Consider the following 16,063-nt stretch of genomic DNA (forward strand, 5'->3'; position numbering starts at 1 on the left):
TTTAGCGTCTCACACTGGATTGGCCGCCCCGCAGTCCACGCCGAAGGAGGGCGGTCCCAGAGGGGAAGGCCACCATGATCACCACCGCCGAGGCCGCGTAGGTGGCGATGACCCAGATCCAGGCCCGCTGGAATCCGCCCAGCGGGTCGCCGCTAGGTGCGGAGTTGAACAGGGCGATCACCACAGCGATGCCCAGCGCGAAGCACACCTGCTGCACAGTGCGGGTGGTGGCGTTGGCGATGGCGAATCGAGGCGGCGGAACATCGCTCATGGCTGCGCTGACAAAGGTAGCAATGGACAGTCCCACGCCGATGCCCAAGATCACGTTGGCGGGAAGGAACACCGCGAAGTAGGCCGACGACTCCCCGGCCCAGGCCAGCAGCAAAGCGTAAGACAGCCCGCACAGCACCACCCCCGAGGTCAGCAGCCATCGGTGGCCCCAGCGGTCGGCCATCCGCCCGATGGGAACCGACAGCGCTGAGGCAATGATCGGCCCCGGCGTAAGACTGAGCCCGGCCTCCAGCACGGTGAGGCCCCACAGGTCTTGCAGCAGCAGCGAGCTCATCAAGAACCCGGGCACGAACCCCAGCGCGTACAAGCCGAAGGAGGCGGTGGCCGCCGAGAACGAGCGATAGCTGAACAGGCTCAGGTCGAGCAGCGGGTTGGGGTGCGAGCGCGATCGCCAGATCACCAACGGCAGCAGCACGACAGCAATCGAGGCGAAGGCAATGATGCGCTTGTCGTCGTAGCCCCACCCCTCGCCTTGGACGATGGCCACCATCACCAACGCCAGGGCCAAGGTGCCCATCGGCACCCCCACCACGTCGAGGCGACCCTCGGTCTCTTCGTCGCGCGACTCCCGCACCAGCCGGGCAGTGGCGGCAAACACCAGGGCGGCGATGGGCAGGTTGACGTAGAAGATCCACCGCCAGCCCAGGCCGTTGATCAAGAGCGCCCCGATGGTCGGGCCGAATGCCGCCCCCAGCGCTCCCATCGCCCCCCACATCCCGATGGCCGCCGAGCGGCGGGACACCGGGAACTCGGGCAGCACAATGGCCAACGACGACGGCATGATCAGCGACCCGCCCAACGCCTGCACCACCCGGGCCGCAATCAACACCTCCACTTGAGGCGCTATCCCGCAGAACAGCGAGCCGACGGCGAAGACGGCCAACCCGAGATTGAACATCTTGCGCCGGCCCTGTCGGTCGGCCAAGCGCCCCGAGAGCAGCAGAAACGACCCCACCGTGATGGAGTAGCCGCTCACAATCCACGACAGCGCGGCGCTGGAGGCATCCAGGGACTTCTGGATGGAGGGAAAGGCCACGTTGACGATGGAGACGTCTACCACCACCATGAACGCCGCCGCAGTGGCCGCCCCCAGCGCCAGCCAGGAGCGGCGCTCAACCGGCTCTACCACGAACAGCCTTCCATCGGGGCCACGCTAGTGGCCCATCTGCAAAGGGACGGAGTGTCGAAATCATCGGTGTCTCGCCCCTTCACTATGCTGAGCATCACCGCACACCCAGGGGGACGAGATGACGACGTACGACACGATCATTGCCGGTGGAATGGTGATCGACGGGACCCGGGCCCAGCGGCTGCGGGCCGATGTGGGCATCAAGGACGGCAAGATCGCCAAGATCGGCCGGCTGCGGGCCTCTGATGCCGATGAGGTGCTGGACGCTGACGGGATGATCGTGGCCCCCGGCCATATAGACCTCCACACCCATTACGACGCCCAGCTCTTCTGGGATCCGTACTGCACATTGTCGGGCTGGCACGGGGTGACGTCGATCGTCATCGGCAACTGTGGTTTCGGGTTCGCTCCGGTGGCCCCCGAGGACCGGGAGCGGGCCATGCTGACCATGACCCGCACCGAGGCCATTCCCTTCGACGCCATGGCCGCGGGCATGCCCTGGGACTGGGTCACCTATCCCGAGTTCCTGAACGCGGTGGACCGCACCCCAAAGGCGGTCAACATGCGGAGTTTCTTCCCGCTGAATCCCGCGCTCAACTGGGTGCTGGGCTACGAGCGGGCCAAGGCCGGTGAGATGCCCACCGCTGAGGAGCACGCCCAGCTCCGAGCGCTGTTGCACGAGGCCATGGACGTCGGCGCCGGCGGCTGGTCGGTGCAGCGGCTGCGGGATTCCAACGTGCAGCGCGACCACGACGGCAACCCCATGAACACCGACGTGATGCCCAACGAGACGCTGTTCCAACTGGCTGAGGTGCTGGCCGAGCGCAACCAGGGGTTTATCCAGGCCACCTTCGCCCCCGACCCCGCCGATGAGACCCGAACCGAACACCGTCGCACCTATGAGCGCCTGGCCGACATCAGCGGCCGTCCAGTGCTGTTCAATGTGATCACCCCCAACGCCCAGAGGCCTGAGCAGCACCTCAAGCAGATCGAATGGGTGGAAAGCTGCCGCCTGCGAGGCCTGCCGATCTACGGCCAGGCCGTGACCACCGATGTGGGACTGGCCTTCACCTTCGAGGAGTGGAATCTGTGGGACGACATGGAGGCGTGGCGGGAGGCCACGCTGGGCACCGTTGAGGAGCGTCTGGCCAAACTGGCCGACCCCGCCCGCCGTCCGGCATTGCGGGAATCAGAGTCGATTGCCGTCACCTGCCCGATCGCCGACATCGTGCTATTGGAGACCGCCAACCCGCAGTACCAGCGCTACGCCGAGACCAGGGTGGGCGACATCGCCGCCGATCTGGGAGTGCACCCGGTGGACGCCATGCTGGACATCGCGGTGGCCGACAACCTGGCCGCCACGTTCTACGCCAGCGGCTCGTTCAACAACCCCGACCATCTGGTCGACCTGTTGAACTACCAGTGGGCGCTGCCCGGCGTGTCCGACGGCGGAGCCCACACCCGCTTCCTCACCGCCGGCCGGTGGCCCACTGAGCTGCTCATCAACGGGGTGCGCGACCGGGAGATCATCTCGCTGGAGGACGCTCACTGGCGTATGGCCGGGCTTCCCGCCCAGTGCGCGGGGTTCACCGACCGGGGAACCCTGACCGCGGGCCAGGCCGCCGATGTGATCGTGTACGACCTCGACAGCCTGGCCATCGGGCCGAGCGAGAAGGTCCACGACATGCCCGCTGGCGAGTGGCGCCGAGTGCAGCGGGCCTCCGGCTACCACTACGTGCTGGTCAACGGCGAAGTCACCATTCAAGAGGACAAGGAAACCGGCACCTCCCCCGGTCGCCTTCTGCGTGAGCAGTAATTGACTGAAAATTACTGACAGTATTGAAAACGTCGGTTTCCCGGGTAGGGTTCAGACGCGCTGCGGGTTCCCGCCCGGCGTCTAATGAGACCTAATGCTCTGACCACCGCCGGGCTGGGGACCCGTGGCCACTGTATCGGTTCGTCCCTAAGACGGCAACGGATTAGCCGTGAGCGTCGGGCAGTCTTTCCAAAGGAGCTCGAGGGCGTAGTAGTCACGGGCTGAGGCGGTGAAGATGTGGACAACGAAGTCGCCGTAGTCCATCAGCACCCACTCGTAATCCGACAGCCCCTCGATGCAGATGGGCTTGGGGCCGCCGCCGAGATCCACTGCTTCTTCGATCCGCTCGGCCAGCGCCCGCACTGCCCGGGTGTTGGCGCCGCTGGTGATCACGAAGTGATCGGTGATTACCAGCACGTCGCCCACATCGATGATGACTGTGTCAGCGCCGGGACCCTCTTCCGCCGCGGCCGCTGCGGCCTTTACCCAATCCCACACGACCGCTTTGTCAGCGGTGCTGACGCTCATGTGGCGATCACGTCATTGTCCGCAATTGTCGTGGGGCGGGCTTTGCGCTCATGCAGGCATCACGCTCTCACTCTAACCATCTCCCGTCAGCAGATGGGAGAAATCTGCGCCGAAGGTCACCGTGATGTCAGCGGAGGCATTGGGCAGCTCTTCGGCGATGGCCGATCCGGTGCCCAAGGCGTCTCGGTAAGCCTCGGCGTAGGCGGCAAAGCCAACGTCGTGATAGGCGACTTTGGTGGTTTCCCATCCGAACTCCGCGGCATTTCCGATCCGCGTGATCTGCGCACCGGCCCGGCTGAGCTCTCGGGCCGCAGTTTTGGTGAGCCCAAGGTCTCCGACGCCGTTGAGCAACCGAACTCTGGGCAAGCTCCCGCTCGAAGCCGAGATGGGAAACGGGATGATCTCCCTCACCTGCCTGCCAACCCTCTCCGGATCTACTACCACTACTCCACTGTCATCGACCCCCCCGATGATCGTGCTCATGAACACCTCCCCCGCAGCGAGGGCCCGCCCGAATCGGCCCACCCCTCGATCGGTCTCGCCAGGAATGACGTTGGGCGCGGTCGACTCCCCTACCTGCCTCAGCCAACCCCCCCAGAACGACAGGTGACGAGACAAGGCATCGAACGGCGACTCGCCCGGACTGCGCCCTGCCAAATAAGGCCCGACATCGGCTGCGGCCAAATTCACCAGTCCGGCCCCGAACCGGGTCTCCCCGTCAGGGCCAACAAGCGGAACAGCACTGATGAAGGCAATAGGCTCCACCGCCGACACCAACGCCGCCCAGCTGCCATCGTCCACCACCTGCGTCTCGCCGGGGCGGACATCCAACAACTCGGCAATAGAGTCGGCTACTCCCGCGCTGGCCGACTCGACCCAGCGTTCGCTAATCGACCCTCCAGAGGTCAACGTCTCAGGGGGAATGAACAGAACCGCCCCCTCGACTCCGGGGTCAGTCAGGGCCAGCAGTGTGACCCCGTGGAGAAGTTCGCCGTTGGCATGGATCAACAGTAGCGTGGGCGTGGGGTCTACAAAAGCCTCGTATCCGGGGGCGGCGGGATCGACCGGGGCGCTCACCTCCGTGCCGTCGCTGCTGCTGGAAATGGCCGACCACCCCAGCCACACCAACAGCGGCACCGCGGCGGCTAGACCCAACACCAGCAGCGGCCAGCCCCAGCGCCACCAGCGTGGCGATCCCTTCCTAGGTGCTGCGCCACCGGCGCCTGGTGTGGAATCACCCATACAGCCTCTTTTGGCGGCAGTAGGCCAGCGCCGCGGGAGGGACCAGGCCGTCGAGCGGCTGGCCGGCGTCAGCCCACTCCCGCACCTGGGTGCTGGACAGGTCGACCAGCGGGCAGTCCACCACCCGATGGGCCACGGGCGGGCGCTCTCCCATCGCACCGGGCCGGTCCACCACCACCACTTCGGCCATTTCGGCGATCTCCTCAAAGCGGTGCCAGGTGTGCAGAGCGCCCGCGGCATCGCTGCCTAGAACGAGGAAGAGCGAGCCATCGGGGTCGGCGGCCCGGTAGGCCTCCAGGGTGTCCACCGTATAGGTAAGGCCACCTCGGTCGATCTCCACCGATGAGGCCACCACCCCGTCGATACCCTCGGCCGCCGCCTCCACCATGGCCAATCGATCCTGTGCGGGGCTGAGCCGGGGTCGGTCCAGCTTCTGCCACGGCTCGTGAGCCACCACCAGCTCGACCCGATCAAGCTCCAGCGCCGCCCGCACCCGAACGGCAACCGCGATGTGGCCGACATGAACGGGGTCGAACGTTCCCCCGAAGATCCCGATGCGGCTCACAGTTTGCAGTGTACGAAACAAAGGGCTGGATTCTTGTTACCCCTGGAGCGGCTGCGAGTCGAATAAATCGAGCGGGTATCACCGCAACGCCGCAGTAATTTCGTACCACAACAGTGAATGGCAACCGGGAACAAATGACGGGGCGAATCGGTTGCAGTTCATGAAGACAACAAGACAGGAAAAAATGGACGATTCAACAGGCCAATACCTCAACGCAATCGGCTTGGTGCCGCTCCTCACCAAAGAAGACGAAGTACGGCTTGCCAAAACAATCGAGCAGGGCCGCGAGGCCCAGGCTCGATTGGACGCCGGAGAAAGCAATCCCCGGCTGCATACCCAAGTGCGGGAAGCAGCCAAGGCCAAGGAGCGCTTCATTCGAGCCAACCTTCGCCTGGTGGTGAGCGTGGCCAAGAAATACCCCCTGCCCACCGGCATGGAGCTGCTCGACCTGGTCCAGGAGGGAAACCTGGGGCTAGACCGGGCGGTGGAGAAATTCGACTGGCGCAAGGGGTTCAAGTTCTCCACCTACGCCACGTTCTGGATCCGCCAGTCCATCGGCCGGGCACTCGATCAGAAGGCCAATCTGATCCGGCTGCCGGGCGAGCGGGCGGCCAGCCTGCGGGCTGCGGTGCGCCAGGCCACCGGGGGCGGTGAAGAGCTCGACTCTGAGCACGCCCTGCTCCATCGGCTCACCTCGCTCACATCGTTGAACACAACAGTGGGCGACGACAACAACAGCGAACTAGTGGATCTCCAGCCCGACACCAGCCCCGGCCCCGAAGACCTGGTGCTGGCCGCCGACCGGACGGAAACCCTGGCTGAGCTGCTCGGCACGCTGGACGACCGGTCTCGCTTCGCCCTGGAAATGCGCTACGGGCTCATCGACGGCCAAAGGCACAGCTACCGGGAAATCGGCGAGGTCCTCGGACTCACCTCGGAGGCGATACGCCGCATCATCGGGCGATCGCTGGACATGGTGCGGGACCGAGCCGAGCTATTGGACATCGACGCCGCTTAGGGGTCCGTCTGTCTAATTGGTTTTGCCCCATGGGCGGCGACAGGCGACGATTTTGCTATGAGTTCGGCCCCAGTCGATGCGGCAGGCATGCCTAGGACCGCTTGGCATCCCGCGTCCTGGCGCGACCGACCCGCAGCCCAACAGCCGCAGTGGCCCGACCAGGCCTCGTTGGACCAGGTTCGCAAGACCCTTGCCGGCCTGCCCCCTCTGGTCTTCGCCGGAGAGGCCCGCCAGCTCCAAGCCCAACTCGCAGAGGCCGCCGCGGGCCGGGCATTCGTGCTCCAGGCTGGGGACTGCGCCGAGTCGTTCGACGACATGAGCGCCGACAACATCCGCGACAAGCTGAAGGTCATCTTGCAGATGGCGGTGGTGCTGGCCTTCTCCGCCGGCGTGCCCACGGTGAAAATCGGCCGGATCGCCGGTCAGTTCGCCAAGCCCCGTTCATCTTCCACCGAGGTGGTGGACGACGTGGAGCTTCCCTCCTTCCGAGGGCACATGGTGAACGATGCCAGCTTCTCCGAGGATTCTCGCGCTGCTGACGCCGAGCGCCTGGTGCGGGCCTACCACCAGTCGGCCTCCACGCTCAATCTGTTGCGGGCGTTCACCAAGGGGGGTTACGCCGATCTCCGCCAGGTACACGTGTGGAATCAAGAGTTCATTGCCGCCAGCCCTGAGGGGCGGCGCTACGAGCGAGTGGCCGACGGCATCGACTCCGCCCTGCGATTCATGGCCGCCTGCGGGGTATCCACCGATGCGCCGGAGCTGCACCAGGTTGACTTCTACACCAGCCACGAGGCGCTGGTGCTGGACTACGAGGAGGCCCTCACCCGGGAAGACTCCATCACCGGCCAATGGTACGACTGCTCGGCCCACATGCTGTGGATCGGAGAGCGGACTCGCCAGCTCGACGGCGCCCATGTGGAGTTCATGCGGGGCATCAAGAACCCGCTGGGCTGCAAGCTCGGGCCCACCGCATCGCCGGCTGAAGTTCTCGAGCTGTGCGAGGTTCTAAACCCGGATCGCATACCCGGCCGACTCACCCTCATCAGCCGCATGGGCGCCGAAAAGGTGTCCGACGTGCTGCCTCCGCTGTTGGCTGCGGTGCGCGATGCCGGCCACCCGGTGCTATGGGAATGCGATCCCATGCACGGCAACACCTACACCACCGCCGGCGGGCGCAAGACCCGTCACTTCGAGGACGTGATGGCCGAGATCGACCACTACTTCACCGCCCATGCCAAGGCTGGCACCTGGCCGGGTGGCATCCATGTGGAGATCACCGGGGATGACGTGACTGAATGCGTGGGCGGGGCCGAGGCCATCAGCGACGACGACTTGGAACTCCGTTACGAGACCATGTGCGATCCCCGCCTCAACGGCCCTCAGAGCCTCGAATTGGCCTTCCGGCTGGCCGAGCGGCTCAGCGACTGACGCGGCGACAATTTCCTTTTTCGGATAAATCAGATCAAATCACTCGGGATTTGATTTCAGGCCGCTATCCTGATAAACAACTAATCGGATCAAAGTAGTCCGATTTAGTTCCCCGCCTGAACCCCACCCAAGTCCCATACACCGAAGAAGAGAGCCCGATGGTCACGGTCCAGATCGACAACACCGCGGTAATCGACCCCGCTCAGCAAGCCGACATCGACAAGTTCGAGCGGATGCTGGCCCGCTACAAGGCCGGGGAGATCCCCGAAGACGTGATGCGGGTGTTCCGGCTGAACAACGGCGTCTACGGCCAGCGCCAAGGCGGGACCAACCAGATGGTGCGGGTCAAGATCCCCGCTGGCATCGCCCATCCCGAGCACTTCGAGGCCCTGGCCCACATCGCCCGCACCTACTCCCGGGGATGGGGCCACATCACCACCCGCCAGAACATCCAATTCCACTACGTGCAGATCGACGACGTTCCCGACGTGATGCGGGTGCTGGCCTCGGTGGGGCTCACCACCCGGGAGGCCTGCGGCGACACTGTTCGCAATGTGCAGGGCTGCCACCTGGCCGGCGCCTGCCCCCACGAGGTACTCGACATCACCGCCTGGGCCCGGGCCACCGCGCTTCACTTCCTTCGCCACCCCTACGCCCAGCGCCTGCCCCGCAAGTTCAAGATCAACTTCTCGGGCTGCGCCACCGACTGCGGCCAGGCCATGTTCAACGACGTGGGCATCATTGCCGCCACCCGGGAGGTGGACGGCGGCGTCGAGGCTGGGTTCCGGGTGTTCGTGGCCGGCGGCCTGGGGGCCAACCCCCACCCGGCGCTGGCTCTGGAAGACTTCACCTCCCGAGAAGATCTGCTGCCCACCATCGAGGCCTGCCTGCGGGTGTTCGACCACGACGGCTACCGCGACAACAAGCTGCGGGCCCGCATGAAGTGGCTGGTGGAGAAGCTGGGCTTCGAGGAACTCCAGCGCCGCATCTTCCGGGAGCGCAAGTTCCTGCTGGCCTCCTCTAGTTGGCCTGGCGGGATCCCCGACCTGGTGAAGATTCATGGCGACGCCCCCGCCGGACGCCATGCCAGCGTGGAGGCCACCCCGGTGGGCCAAGGGGTTGAACTTGGCTCGCGCCGCAACCCGGACAATGGCAGGAGCACTCCGGTGTCCATCGGCAGCCGGGCACCGCATGATAAGTGGGAGAAGGCCAACGTGGTGCGGGGCGCGGCCAAGGGCACGGTGTCGGCTTATGCCTGGGCTCGGCTGGGCGACATCACCGCCGACCAATTCGACTCCCTGGCCGACATCCAGCGGGAGCTGGGTGCAGAGTGCCGGGTGACCAATCGCCAGAACATCGTCTTCCGCGACTTGAGCGAGCACCAGTTGCCCCGGCTTTTCGAGTCGCTGTCGGCCATCGGCATGGCCGAGGCCGGTGCCGAACTGCTGCGCGACGTGGTGGCCTGCCCCGGTGCCGACACCTGCAACCTGGCCGTCACCCAATCGCGAGGGTTGGCCGACGCCATCGGTAATCGCCTAGACGAAGAGGGCTTGGCCGAGGTGGGCGGTTTGCGGATCAATATCTCGGGCTGCACCAACTCGTGCGGCCAGCACCATGCCTCCGACATCGGGTTTTTCGGCGCCGAGCGCCGGGCCCACGGCCGCTCCGCGCCGGGCTACCAGATGCTGCTCGGCGGCTATGTGGGCGACTCCCAGATCCACTTCGGCACCAAGGCCCTGCGCCTGCCCGCCCGCAATGCTCCTGAAGCAGTGGTGCGGGTGGTGCGCCAGTTCACCGCTGAGCGGGAGGCTGGCGAGGAGTTCCGCCACTGGCTGGAGCGCAAGGGCGGATCACGAGAGGTGGGCAAGACGCTGGCCGACTTGGACGAGTTCCCCTTGCCCGACGACGGCCCCGAGTTCTTCGTCGATTACGACGAAACCGGCCCCTACGAAGCGGTTATCGGCGACTCTGAATGCGCAACCTGAGCTCCTCCGCCACCTGCATCCCGATCGGCGACTCTGAATGCCCAATCTGACCATTCCGTCGTTCACCGACGCTGAGCTGGCCGCTCTGAACGAGGAGTTCGAGCACCTGCCTGCGGAAAAGGTCATCCAGTGGGGCGTGGACAACTTCTCGCCCCACCTGGCGCTGGCCGCCTCGATGACCGACGCGGTGATGATCGACTTGGCCGTGAAGGTGGACCCCGCCATCGAGGTGGTGTTCATCGACACCGGCTTCCACTTCCCCGAGACGCTGGAGACGGTGGAGCGGGTGCGCCGCCACTACGGCTTGAACCTACGGCTGATGACCGTGGCCCGCCACGATCCCGAGTTGTGGAACATGGACCCGGAGAACTGCTGCTCGGCGGTCAAGGCCGGACAGCTCGACCGGGCGCTGGCCGGCAAGTCAGCGTGGATGAGCGGCTTGCGCCGAGCCGAGGCCGTCACCCGGGTGTCGGCGCCCATCGTTGTGCGCGACTTGCGGGGCCTGGTGAAGCTGAACCCCATCGCCACCTGGACCGACGAGCAGGTGGACGACTACATCGCCGAGCACCGGGTGCCGTTCAACCCCCTGTTGGAGCGGGGTTACCCTTCCATCGGCTGCATGCCCTGCACCAAGCCGGTGGCCCCCGGCGAAGACCCCCGCTCCGGCCGCTGGGCCGGCACCGACAAGACCGAGTGCGGCCTGCACGACTAAGCCTCTCCAGCCTGTCGATCAAAATCATCTTCACTCCGGCTACCGCGTAGGGTGGCCTCTATGTCTGCTTTGGAAATGTCGCCGACCACCGGGGTCGTGGTCACTGGTGGAGGGTCGGGAATAGGACGGGCTTGTGCCCGCGCCCTAGCCGAGGTTGGGCGACCAGTGTCGCTGTGGGACCTCAACGGCGAGGGGGCGGCTGAGGCCGCGGCTTCCATCGCCGCCGACTGTGGGGTGATAGCGCACTCGCTGGGCTTGGACGTGACCGATGGGGCGGCGGTGGCTGATGCGGTGGCCGCGGCCCGGGAGGCACTGGGAGGCATCGGCGGGCTGGTCCATGCTGCGGGGATCGTGACCGCCATGGACATCGACCACCTCACCGAGGAGATCTGGGACTCGGTGCTGAAGGTGAACCTGCGAGCAGAGGTGTTCGTGGCCAAGGCGCTGTTGGGCGATCTGCGCAGCCACGAGGGGTCTGCCATCGTGGGGATCGGCTCGATCATGTCGGTGGTGGGCAATCCGCTGATCCCGTCTTACACCGCGTCCAAGCACGGCGTGGTGGGCGTCACCAAGTCGCTGGCCAACCACCTCGGCCCTGACGGCATCCGGGTCAACGCGGTGTGCCCCGGCTACATCGACACCCCGATGACGGCCCTAATGATGGACGACCCGCCGAGCAAGGCCGTCTGCGTGGAAAAGGCTCCGCTCCGCCGGGTGGGCACCCCCGAGGACATCGCCAAGGCCGTCCGCTTCCTGATGTCCGATGAGGCCGGGTTCGTTACCGGTACCACCCTCATCGTCGACGGCGGCGTCACCAGCCACGACTGAGGCTGGGTCTAGCCTCCTTATTGGTCATGGCGAATCTGTCGTCTGCTTCCGGTCCTACCACCACACCACTGCTGGACGAGACCATCTCGGCCAACTTGGCTCGCACGGTGGACTCCCACGGTGATCGGGACGCACTGATCTCTGTCGAACAAGGGCTGCGCTTCACCTACCGAGAGTTCGCCGCTGCGGTCGACGCTGCGGCTGCCGGGCTTATGGCTCTGGGTGTGCAGGTGGGCGACCGAGTGGGAATCTGGAGTCCGAACTGCGCCGAGTGGGTGCTGGTGCAATACGCCACTGCCCGCATAGGGTCCATTCTGGTCACCATCAACCCGGCGTATCGGGTGGCCGAGTTGGAATATGTGCTCAACCAGTCGGGGATCAGCGTGTTGGTGGCGGCGGAGTCGTTCTCCCACAGCGACTACCGGGGCATGATCGAGAAGGTGAGGGATCGGGTACCCGCCCAGCAAGTTGTCTACCTCCAGACCTCGGACTGGGAGGATTTGTTGGTTGCCGGACAAACGGTGTCGGCTGAGCAGCTGGAGGAGCGATCGGCGGGGCTCCTCCCCGACGATCCCATCAACATCCAGTACACCAGCGGGACCACCGGTTTTCCCAAGGGGGCCACGCTGAGCCACCGCAACATCTTGAACAACGGCTTCTTCGTGGGCGAGGCCTGCGGTTACACCGCCGCCGACCGGGTGTGCATTCCGGTGCCCTTCTACCACTGCTTCGGAATGGTGCTGGGCAATTTGGCCTGCACCACCCACGGGGCGGCCATAGTGGTTCCCTCGGCCGGGTTCGACGCCGCGGCCTCGTTACGGGCCTGCGAGCAGGAGCGCTGCACCAGCCTTTACGGGGTGCCAACCATGTTCATCGCCGAGCTGGGCGAACCCGAGCTCGACAACTACAACCTGTCGTCGCTGCGGACGGGGATCATGGCCGGCTCGCCATGCCCCGTCGAAGTGATGAAGCAGGTGGTCGACCGGATGAACATGACCGAGGTGACCATCGCTTACGGCATGACCGAGACTTCCCCGGTGTCCACCCAGACCTCAGCCGACGACTCACTTGATATGCGGGTGTCCACCGTGGGTCGGGCCCATCCCCACGTCGAAGTCCGCATCGTCAACCCCGACACTGGCGAGATCGTGCCCCGGGGCCAGGCAGGCGAGTTCATGACCCGGGGCTACTCGGTGATGCTGGGCTACTGGGACGACGAGGCCCGCACCGCCGAGGCCGTCGACGACGAGGGCTGGATGCACACCGGCGATCTCGCTGTCATGGACGACGACGGCTACATCAACATCGTCGGGCGCATCAAGGACATGATCATCCGCGGCGGCGAGAACGTGTACCCCCGGGAGATTGAGGAGTACCTCTACCGCCATCCCGACGTGGTGGAGGTGCAGGTGGTCGGCGTGCCCGACGCCCGCTACGGCGAGGAGATCATGGCTTGGGTGCAGCTGCGTGACGGGGCCTCGTTGGATGCCGAAGACATCAAGAAGTTCTGCCGGGGCCAAATCGCCCACTACAAGATCCCCCGCTACATCAAGTTCACCGACGAGTTCCCCATGACCATCACCGGAAAGATCCAGAAATACCTCATGCGGAAGCAGTCCATCGAAGAGCTCGGTTTGGGCGAGGCGCACAAGGAGCGGCACGCTTGACGGCGTGGGCAAGCAAGAAAGCACAGCCATAGAACCAGCCGGACATCTGGAGCGCCCCGACTGGGTGCGGCGCATGAACTTGTTCGGGACCGCGGTGGGCGATCCGGCCCGGTTGGTGAGCCTGGATGACGACGAGATGCTGGCGGTGGCAGTTGAGTCGGTGGGGCTGTCGGACTTCGGCGATGAGCCGGGCTGGGAGGCCGGGTACCGGGCACTGTGCGGAGCGCTTGATGAGAATGCCCAGCTGAATGTGGTGGGGCGGCTCAGCGCCCGAGGAGAGATCATCCGCAACCTGCAAAACCGGCTTCGTATCGTGCGCTACTGGCAGGCCAATCCCGAAGCCCTAGCGGCTGATGTCACCGCGCCGGTGTTCGTCTCCGGGCCGCCCCGCACCGGGACCACCATCTTGCTGGAGCTGCTGGCGCTGGATCCCAACTTGCGAGGGGTGCGGGGATACGAGGCCCACTTCCCGCTGGGCACGTTGCCGGGCACCGGGGCTGATCCACTGGCATGCAGCGAGCCCGAACAGGAGTTCTGGGCCGACATCCAGCCCGAGTTCATGACCATGCACGAGCTGCGCAGCGACCTGCCGGTGGAGTGCATCCACTTCTGCCAGCCCGAGTTCCGCAGCTGGCACTGGCCGATGATGCACGCCATCGGCGATCTTGGCGAACGGGGAGCGCCCCTCGACTTCGACGCCGTGTACCGGTGGCACAAGAACTTCCTGAGGACCTTGCAGCACGTCGACGGCGCTCCGGCTCAGTTCCTGTTGAAGTCGCCGGCCCACATGGGGACGCTTCCGGACCTCTTTGCCGCCTATCCCGATGCTCGGGTAATCCTCACCCACCGCGATCCGGTCAGGTACGTCGGCTCGGTGGCAAACCTCACCACCACCCTCCAGTGGATGCGAAGCGATGCCGTGACACCGAGCGAGAACGGCCCGGTGATGTTGTTCATCTACCAGATGATGATGGACATGGTGATGGGCCAACGGGCCTCCGAAGAGGTCCCCAACGACCAGATCGCCGATCTCTTGTTCCGAGATCTAGTGAGCGAACCAGTGGCCGCGGTGCGGGCAGTGTACGACCGCCTGGGTCTGGAGTTCTCCGACGAGCTGGCCGATGCCATCCCCGCCTACCTAGCCGATAAGCCCAAGGACAAGTTCGGCAAGCACGTCTACGATGCCGCCGCCCTCGGGCTTGACGAGTCCACCATCCGCGCCGGGTTCGCCGACTACATCTCCCACCACAACATCCCCCTGGAAGACTGAGCCGTGGGCGAGGAAACGAAGCCGGTGGTCAACTCGATCGTCCATGTGCAGGTGGCGATTCCGGCAGGGGGTGAGGACGAGGCCCGGAAGTTCTATGGCGGGCTGCTGGGACTGAAGGAGATTCCGAAGCCGCCCGAGCTTGCCAAGCGGGACGGATGCTGGTTCGAGCTGCCGGAGGGTACCTGCGGGCAATTGCACTTGGGAGCCGAACAGGATTTCCGACCGGCCAAGAAGTCGTATGTGGCTTTCGTTGTCTCGGACTTGACGGAGCTTGCCGAGACGGCTCAATCCCAGGGTTACGAGGTGGCCAGAGGCACGGCCGATGGCATCGAGCAGGTCTACATCTACGACCCGTTTGGGAACCGCTTGGAGTTCTGCGCCGATGATTGATGCCGCGCCTCTGGACAATCCAGACACGTTTGTCGCGGGTCTGCCGCTGGAGCTGTTTGCCCAGCTTCGAGAAGAAGACCCGGTGCACTGGCTCCCCCATCGCAGGGGCGGGGGGCGCTACGTGGTTACCAGTTACCAGTACGTGCGGGAGTTCAACCGGGATTGGCAGCAGTTCTCCTCCTCGCAGCTGGCTGTTTCTGGGGGCGAGGGCGAACACCGCGGTCAGGGTGCCATCACCTTGTTGGAGTTCGACCCTCCGGACCACACCGCGCTACGGCTGTTGGTGAACCGGGGGTTCACGCCTCGGGCCATCCGCCGACTAGAGGACAGCGCCCATCGCATCGCCGGGGAGCTGGTTGATGGTTTCTTGGCCAACGGCGGGGGCGACGCCGCCGAGATGCTGGCCGCCCAGTTGCCTTTGCAGGTGACCGGGGAGATGCTGGGCATACCCTTGGCTGACCGGTCCGACATATTGGCCTGGACCAACACCACCATCGGGGCGTTCGACCTCGAGATGTGCCCGACGATGGACGATGCCCGGGCGGCCATGATCAACTTCGCCGCCTACGGCCAGGCCCACATCACCCGTCGGAGGGCCGAGCCCGGCGACGACGTGTTCAGCAGCCTCGTCCACGCCGAATACGAGGGTCGGAGGCTCACCGACGAGGAGCTGGGCGGATGGTGGCAGTTATTGGTCACCGGCAGTACCGAGACCACCCGCAACCTGCTGAGCAGCAGTTTGATGCTGCTGTTGGACCACCCCGACCAGGCCGCAGCGCTGGCTGCCGACAAGTCGTTGCTCGACGGGGCCATCGACGAGATGCTGCGGGTGGTGACCCCGGTCATGCATCACCAGCGACGGGTGACCACTCCGATGGAGCATGAGAGCGGGGCCAGCTTCGATCCCGGCCAGATCGTGGACCTGTGGATGACGGCGGCCAATCGCGACCCCGAAGTATTCGACGACCCCGACGCCTTCGACATCCGCCGGGACGCCAGCGGCCAATTGTCGCTGGGCTCCGGCGGCCCCCACTACTGCCTGGGCGCCAACCTGGCCCGCACCGAGGCCCGGGCCTACTTCTCCGCGCTTGCCCCCCACCTTCACCGCCTTGAGCGATCCGGCCCGGAGGCGAGGCTTCGCACCACCCACTTCAACAGCCTCAAACACCTGCCGGTGGCGGTGAAATAGAA

At 65.4% G+C, this 16,063-nt stretch carries 14 protein-coding genes; 10 read left to right on the top strand and 4 right to left on the bottom strand.

The genetic code is table 11. The annotated features are described in order from the left end of the window. Position 1 precedes the first annotated feature (1 nt). The gene (locus ACOQPI_RS16100; RefSeq protein WP_420620630.1) at positions 2–1,420 is read right to left on the bottom strand and encodes an MFS transporter; all 1,419 of its coding nucleotides are present in this window, start codon (positions 1,418–1,420) and stop codon (positions 2–4) included. A 118-nt stretch (positions 1,421–1,538) separates the two neighbouring features. Here ACOQPI_RS16100 and ACOQPI_RS16105 point away from each other — a divergent pair, with 118 nt between their 5' ends. Further along, complete coding sequence (locus tag ACOQPI_RS16105) at positions 1,539–3,236, top strand: N-acyl-D-amino-acid deacylase family protein (RefSeq protein ID WP_420620631.1); 1,698 nt, start codon at positions 1,539–1,541, stop codon at positions 3,234–3,236. 147 nt (positions 3,237–3,383) lie between these two features. Here ACOQPI_RS16105 and rsfS read toward each other — a convergent pair whose 3' ends face one another. From rsfS to nadD, 3 genes are all read right to left on the bottom strand, one after another. Beyond that, positions 3,384–3,764 (bottom strand): ribosome silencing factor, encoded by a 381-nt coding sequence (rsfS, locus tag ACOQPI_RS16110; protein WP_420620632.1) that lies wholly within the window; start codon positions 3,762–3,764, stop codon positions 3,384–3,386. Positions 3,765–3,836: 72 nt separating this feature from the next. Then, positions 3,837–5,006: a LytR C-terminal domain-containing protein gene (locus ACOQPI_RS16115; RefSeq protein ID WP_420620633.1), complete on the bottom strand. Its 1,170-nt coding sequence runs from the start codon at positions 5,004–5,006 to the stop codon at positions 3,837–3,839. Continuing rightward, complete coding sequence (gene nadD / locus ACOQPI_RS16120) at positions 4,999–5,571, bottom strand: nicotinate-nucleotide adenylyltransferase (protein ID WP_420620634.1); 573 nt, start codon at positions 5,569–5,571, stop codon at positions 4,999–5,001. Before nadD ends, ACOQPI_RS16115 begins: the two co-directional genes overlap by 8 nt. 184 nt (positions 5,572–5,755) lie before the next feature. Here nadD and ACOQPI_RS16125 point away from each other — a divergent pair, with 184 nt between their 5' ends. From ACOQPI_RS16125 to ACOQPI_RS16165, 9 genes are all read left to right on the top strand, one after another. Further along, positions 5,756–6,589, top strand: a complete 834-nt coding sequence (locus ACOQPI_RS16125) for a sigma-70 family RNA polymerase sigma factor (protein WP_420620635.1) — start codon at positions 5,756–5,758, stop codon at positions 6,587–6,589. Between the two features lie 57 nt (positions 6,590–6,646). Beyond that, positions 6,647–8,020 carry a class II 3-deoxy-7-phosphoheptulonate synthase gene (locus tag ACOQPI_RS16130; protein ID WP_420620636.1) on the top strand — a complete coding sequence of 458 codons (1,374 nt, stop codon included), beginning with the start codon at positions 6,647–6,649 and terminating at the stop codon, positions 8,018–8,020. 158 nt (positions 8,021–8,178) lie between these two features. After that, the gene (locus ACOQPI_RS16135) at positions 8,179–10,005 is read left to right on the top strand and encodes a nitrite/sulfite reductase (RefSeq protein WP_420620637.1); all 1,827 of its coding nucleotides are present in this window, start codon (positions 8,179–8,181) and stop codon (positions 10,003–10,005) included. Between the two features lie 37 nt (positions 10,006–10,042). Then, a complete protein-coding gene (locus ACOQPI_RS16140; protein ID WP_420620638.1) occupies positions 10,043–10,717 on the top strand; it encodes a phosphoadenylyl-sulfate reductase in 675 nt (224 codons plus the stop codon). 60 nt (positions 10,718–10,777) lie between these two features. Further along, positions 10,778–11,545 (top strand): SDR family NAD(P)-dependent oxidoreductase, encoded by a 768-nt coding sequence (locus ACOQPI_RS16145; RefSeq protein WP_420620639.1) that lies wholly within the window; start codon positions 10,778–10,780, stop codon positions 11,543–11,545. Positions 11,546–11,571: 26 nt separating this feature from the next. Next, complete coding sequence (locus ACOQPI_RS16150; protein ID WP_420620640.1) at positions 11,572–13,212, top strand: AMP-binding protein; 1,641 nt, start codon at positions 11,572–11,574, stop codon at positions 13,210–13,212. A 4-nt stretch (positions 13,213–13,216) separates the two neighbouring features. Beyond that, a complete protein-coding gene (locus ACOQPI_RS16155; protein ID WP_420620641.1) occupies positions 13,217–14,482 on the top strand; it encodes a sulfotransferase family protein in 1,266 nt (421 codons plus the stop codon). Between the two features lie 3 nt (positions 14,483–14,485). Then, on the top strand, positions 14,486–14,872 hold the full coding sequence (locus ACOQPI_RS16160) for a VOC family protein (protein ID WP_420620642.1): 387 nt from the start codon (positions 14,486–14,488) through the stop codon (positions 14,870–14,872). Then, the gene (locus ACOQPI_RS16165; RefSeq protein WP_420620643.1) at positions 14,865–16,061 is read left to right on the top strand and encodes a cytochrome P450; all 1,197 of its coding nucleotides are present in this window, start codon (positions 14,865–14,867) and stop codon (positions 16,059–16,061) included. Before ACOQPI_RS16160 ends, ACOQPI_RS16165 begins: the two co-directional genes overlap by 8 nt. Positions 16,062–16,063: the final 2 nt, after the last annotated feature.

Source organism: Candidatus Poriferisocius sp. (genome assembly GCF_965219815.1).
In the GTDB taxonomy this organism is placed as follows: Bacteria; Actinomycetota; Acidimicrobiia; order Acidimicrobiales; family Bin134; genus Poriferisocius.

Bases quoted from the DNA above. Each gene is read 5' to 3' on its own strand.
- ACOQPI_RS16130 (WP_420620636.1), top strand. From the start codon at position 6,647: ATGAGTTCGGCCCCAGTCGATGCGGCAGGCATGCCTAGGACCGCTTGG.
- ACOQPI_RS16125 (WP_420620635.1), top strand. From the start codon at position 5,756: ATGGACGATTCAACAGGCCAATACCTCAACGCAATCGGCTTGGTGCCG.
- ACOQPI_RS16145 (WP_420620639.1), top strand. From the start codon at position 10,778: ATGTCTGCTTTGGAAATGTCGCCGACCACCGGGGTCGTGGTCACTGGT.
- rsfS (WP_420620632.1), bottom strand. From the start codon at position 3,764: ATGAGCGTCAGCACCGCTGACAAAGCGGTCGTGTGGGATTGGGTAAAG.
- ACOQPI_RS16105 (WP_420620631.1), top strand. From the start codon at position 1,539: ATGACGACGTACGACACGATCATTGCCGGTGGAATGGTGATCGACGGG.
- ACOQPI_RS16150 (WP_420620640.1), top strand. From the start codon at position 11,572: ATGGCGAATCTGTCGTCTGCTTCCGGTCCTACCACCACACCACTGCTG.
- ACOQPI_RS16140 (WP_420620638.1), top strand. From the start codon at position 10,043: ATGCCCAATCTGACCATTCCGTCGTTCACCGACGCTGAGCTGGCCGCT.
- ACOQPI_RS16115 (WP_420620633.1), bottom strand. From the start codon at position 5,006: ATGGGTGATTCCACACCAGGCGCCGGTGGCGCAGCACCTAGGAAGGGA.
- ACOQPI_RS16165 (WP_420620643.1), top strand. From the start codon at position 14,865: ATGATTGATGCCGCGCCTCTGGACAATCCAGACACGTTTGTCGCGGGT.
- ACOQPI_RS16135 (WP_420620637.1), top strand. From the start codon at position 8,179: ATGGTCACGGTCCAGATCGACAACACCGCGGTAATCGACCCCGCTCAG.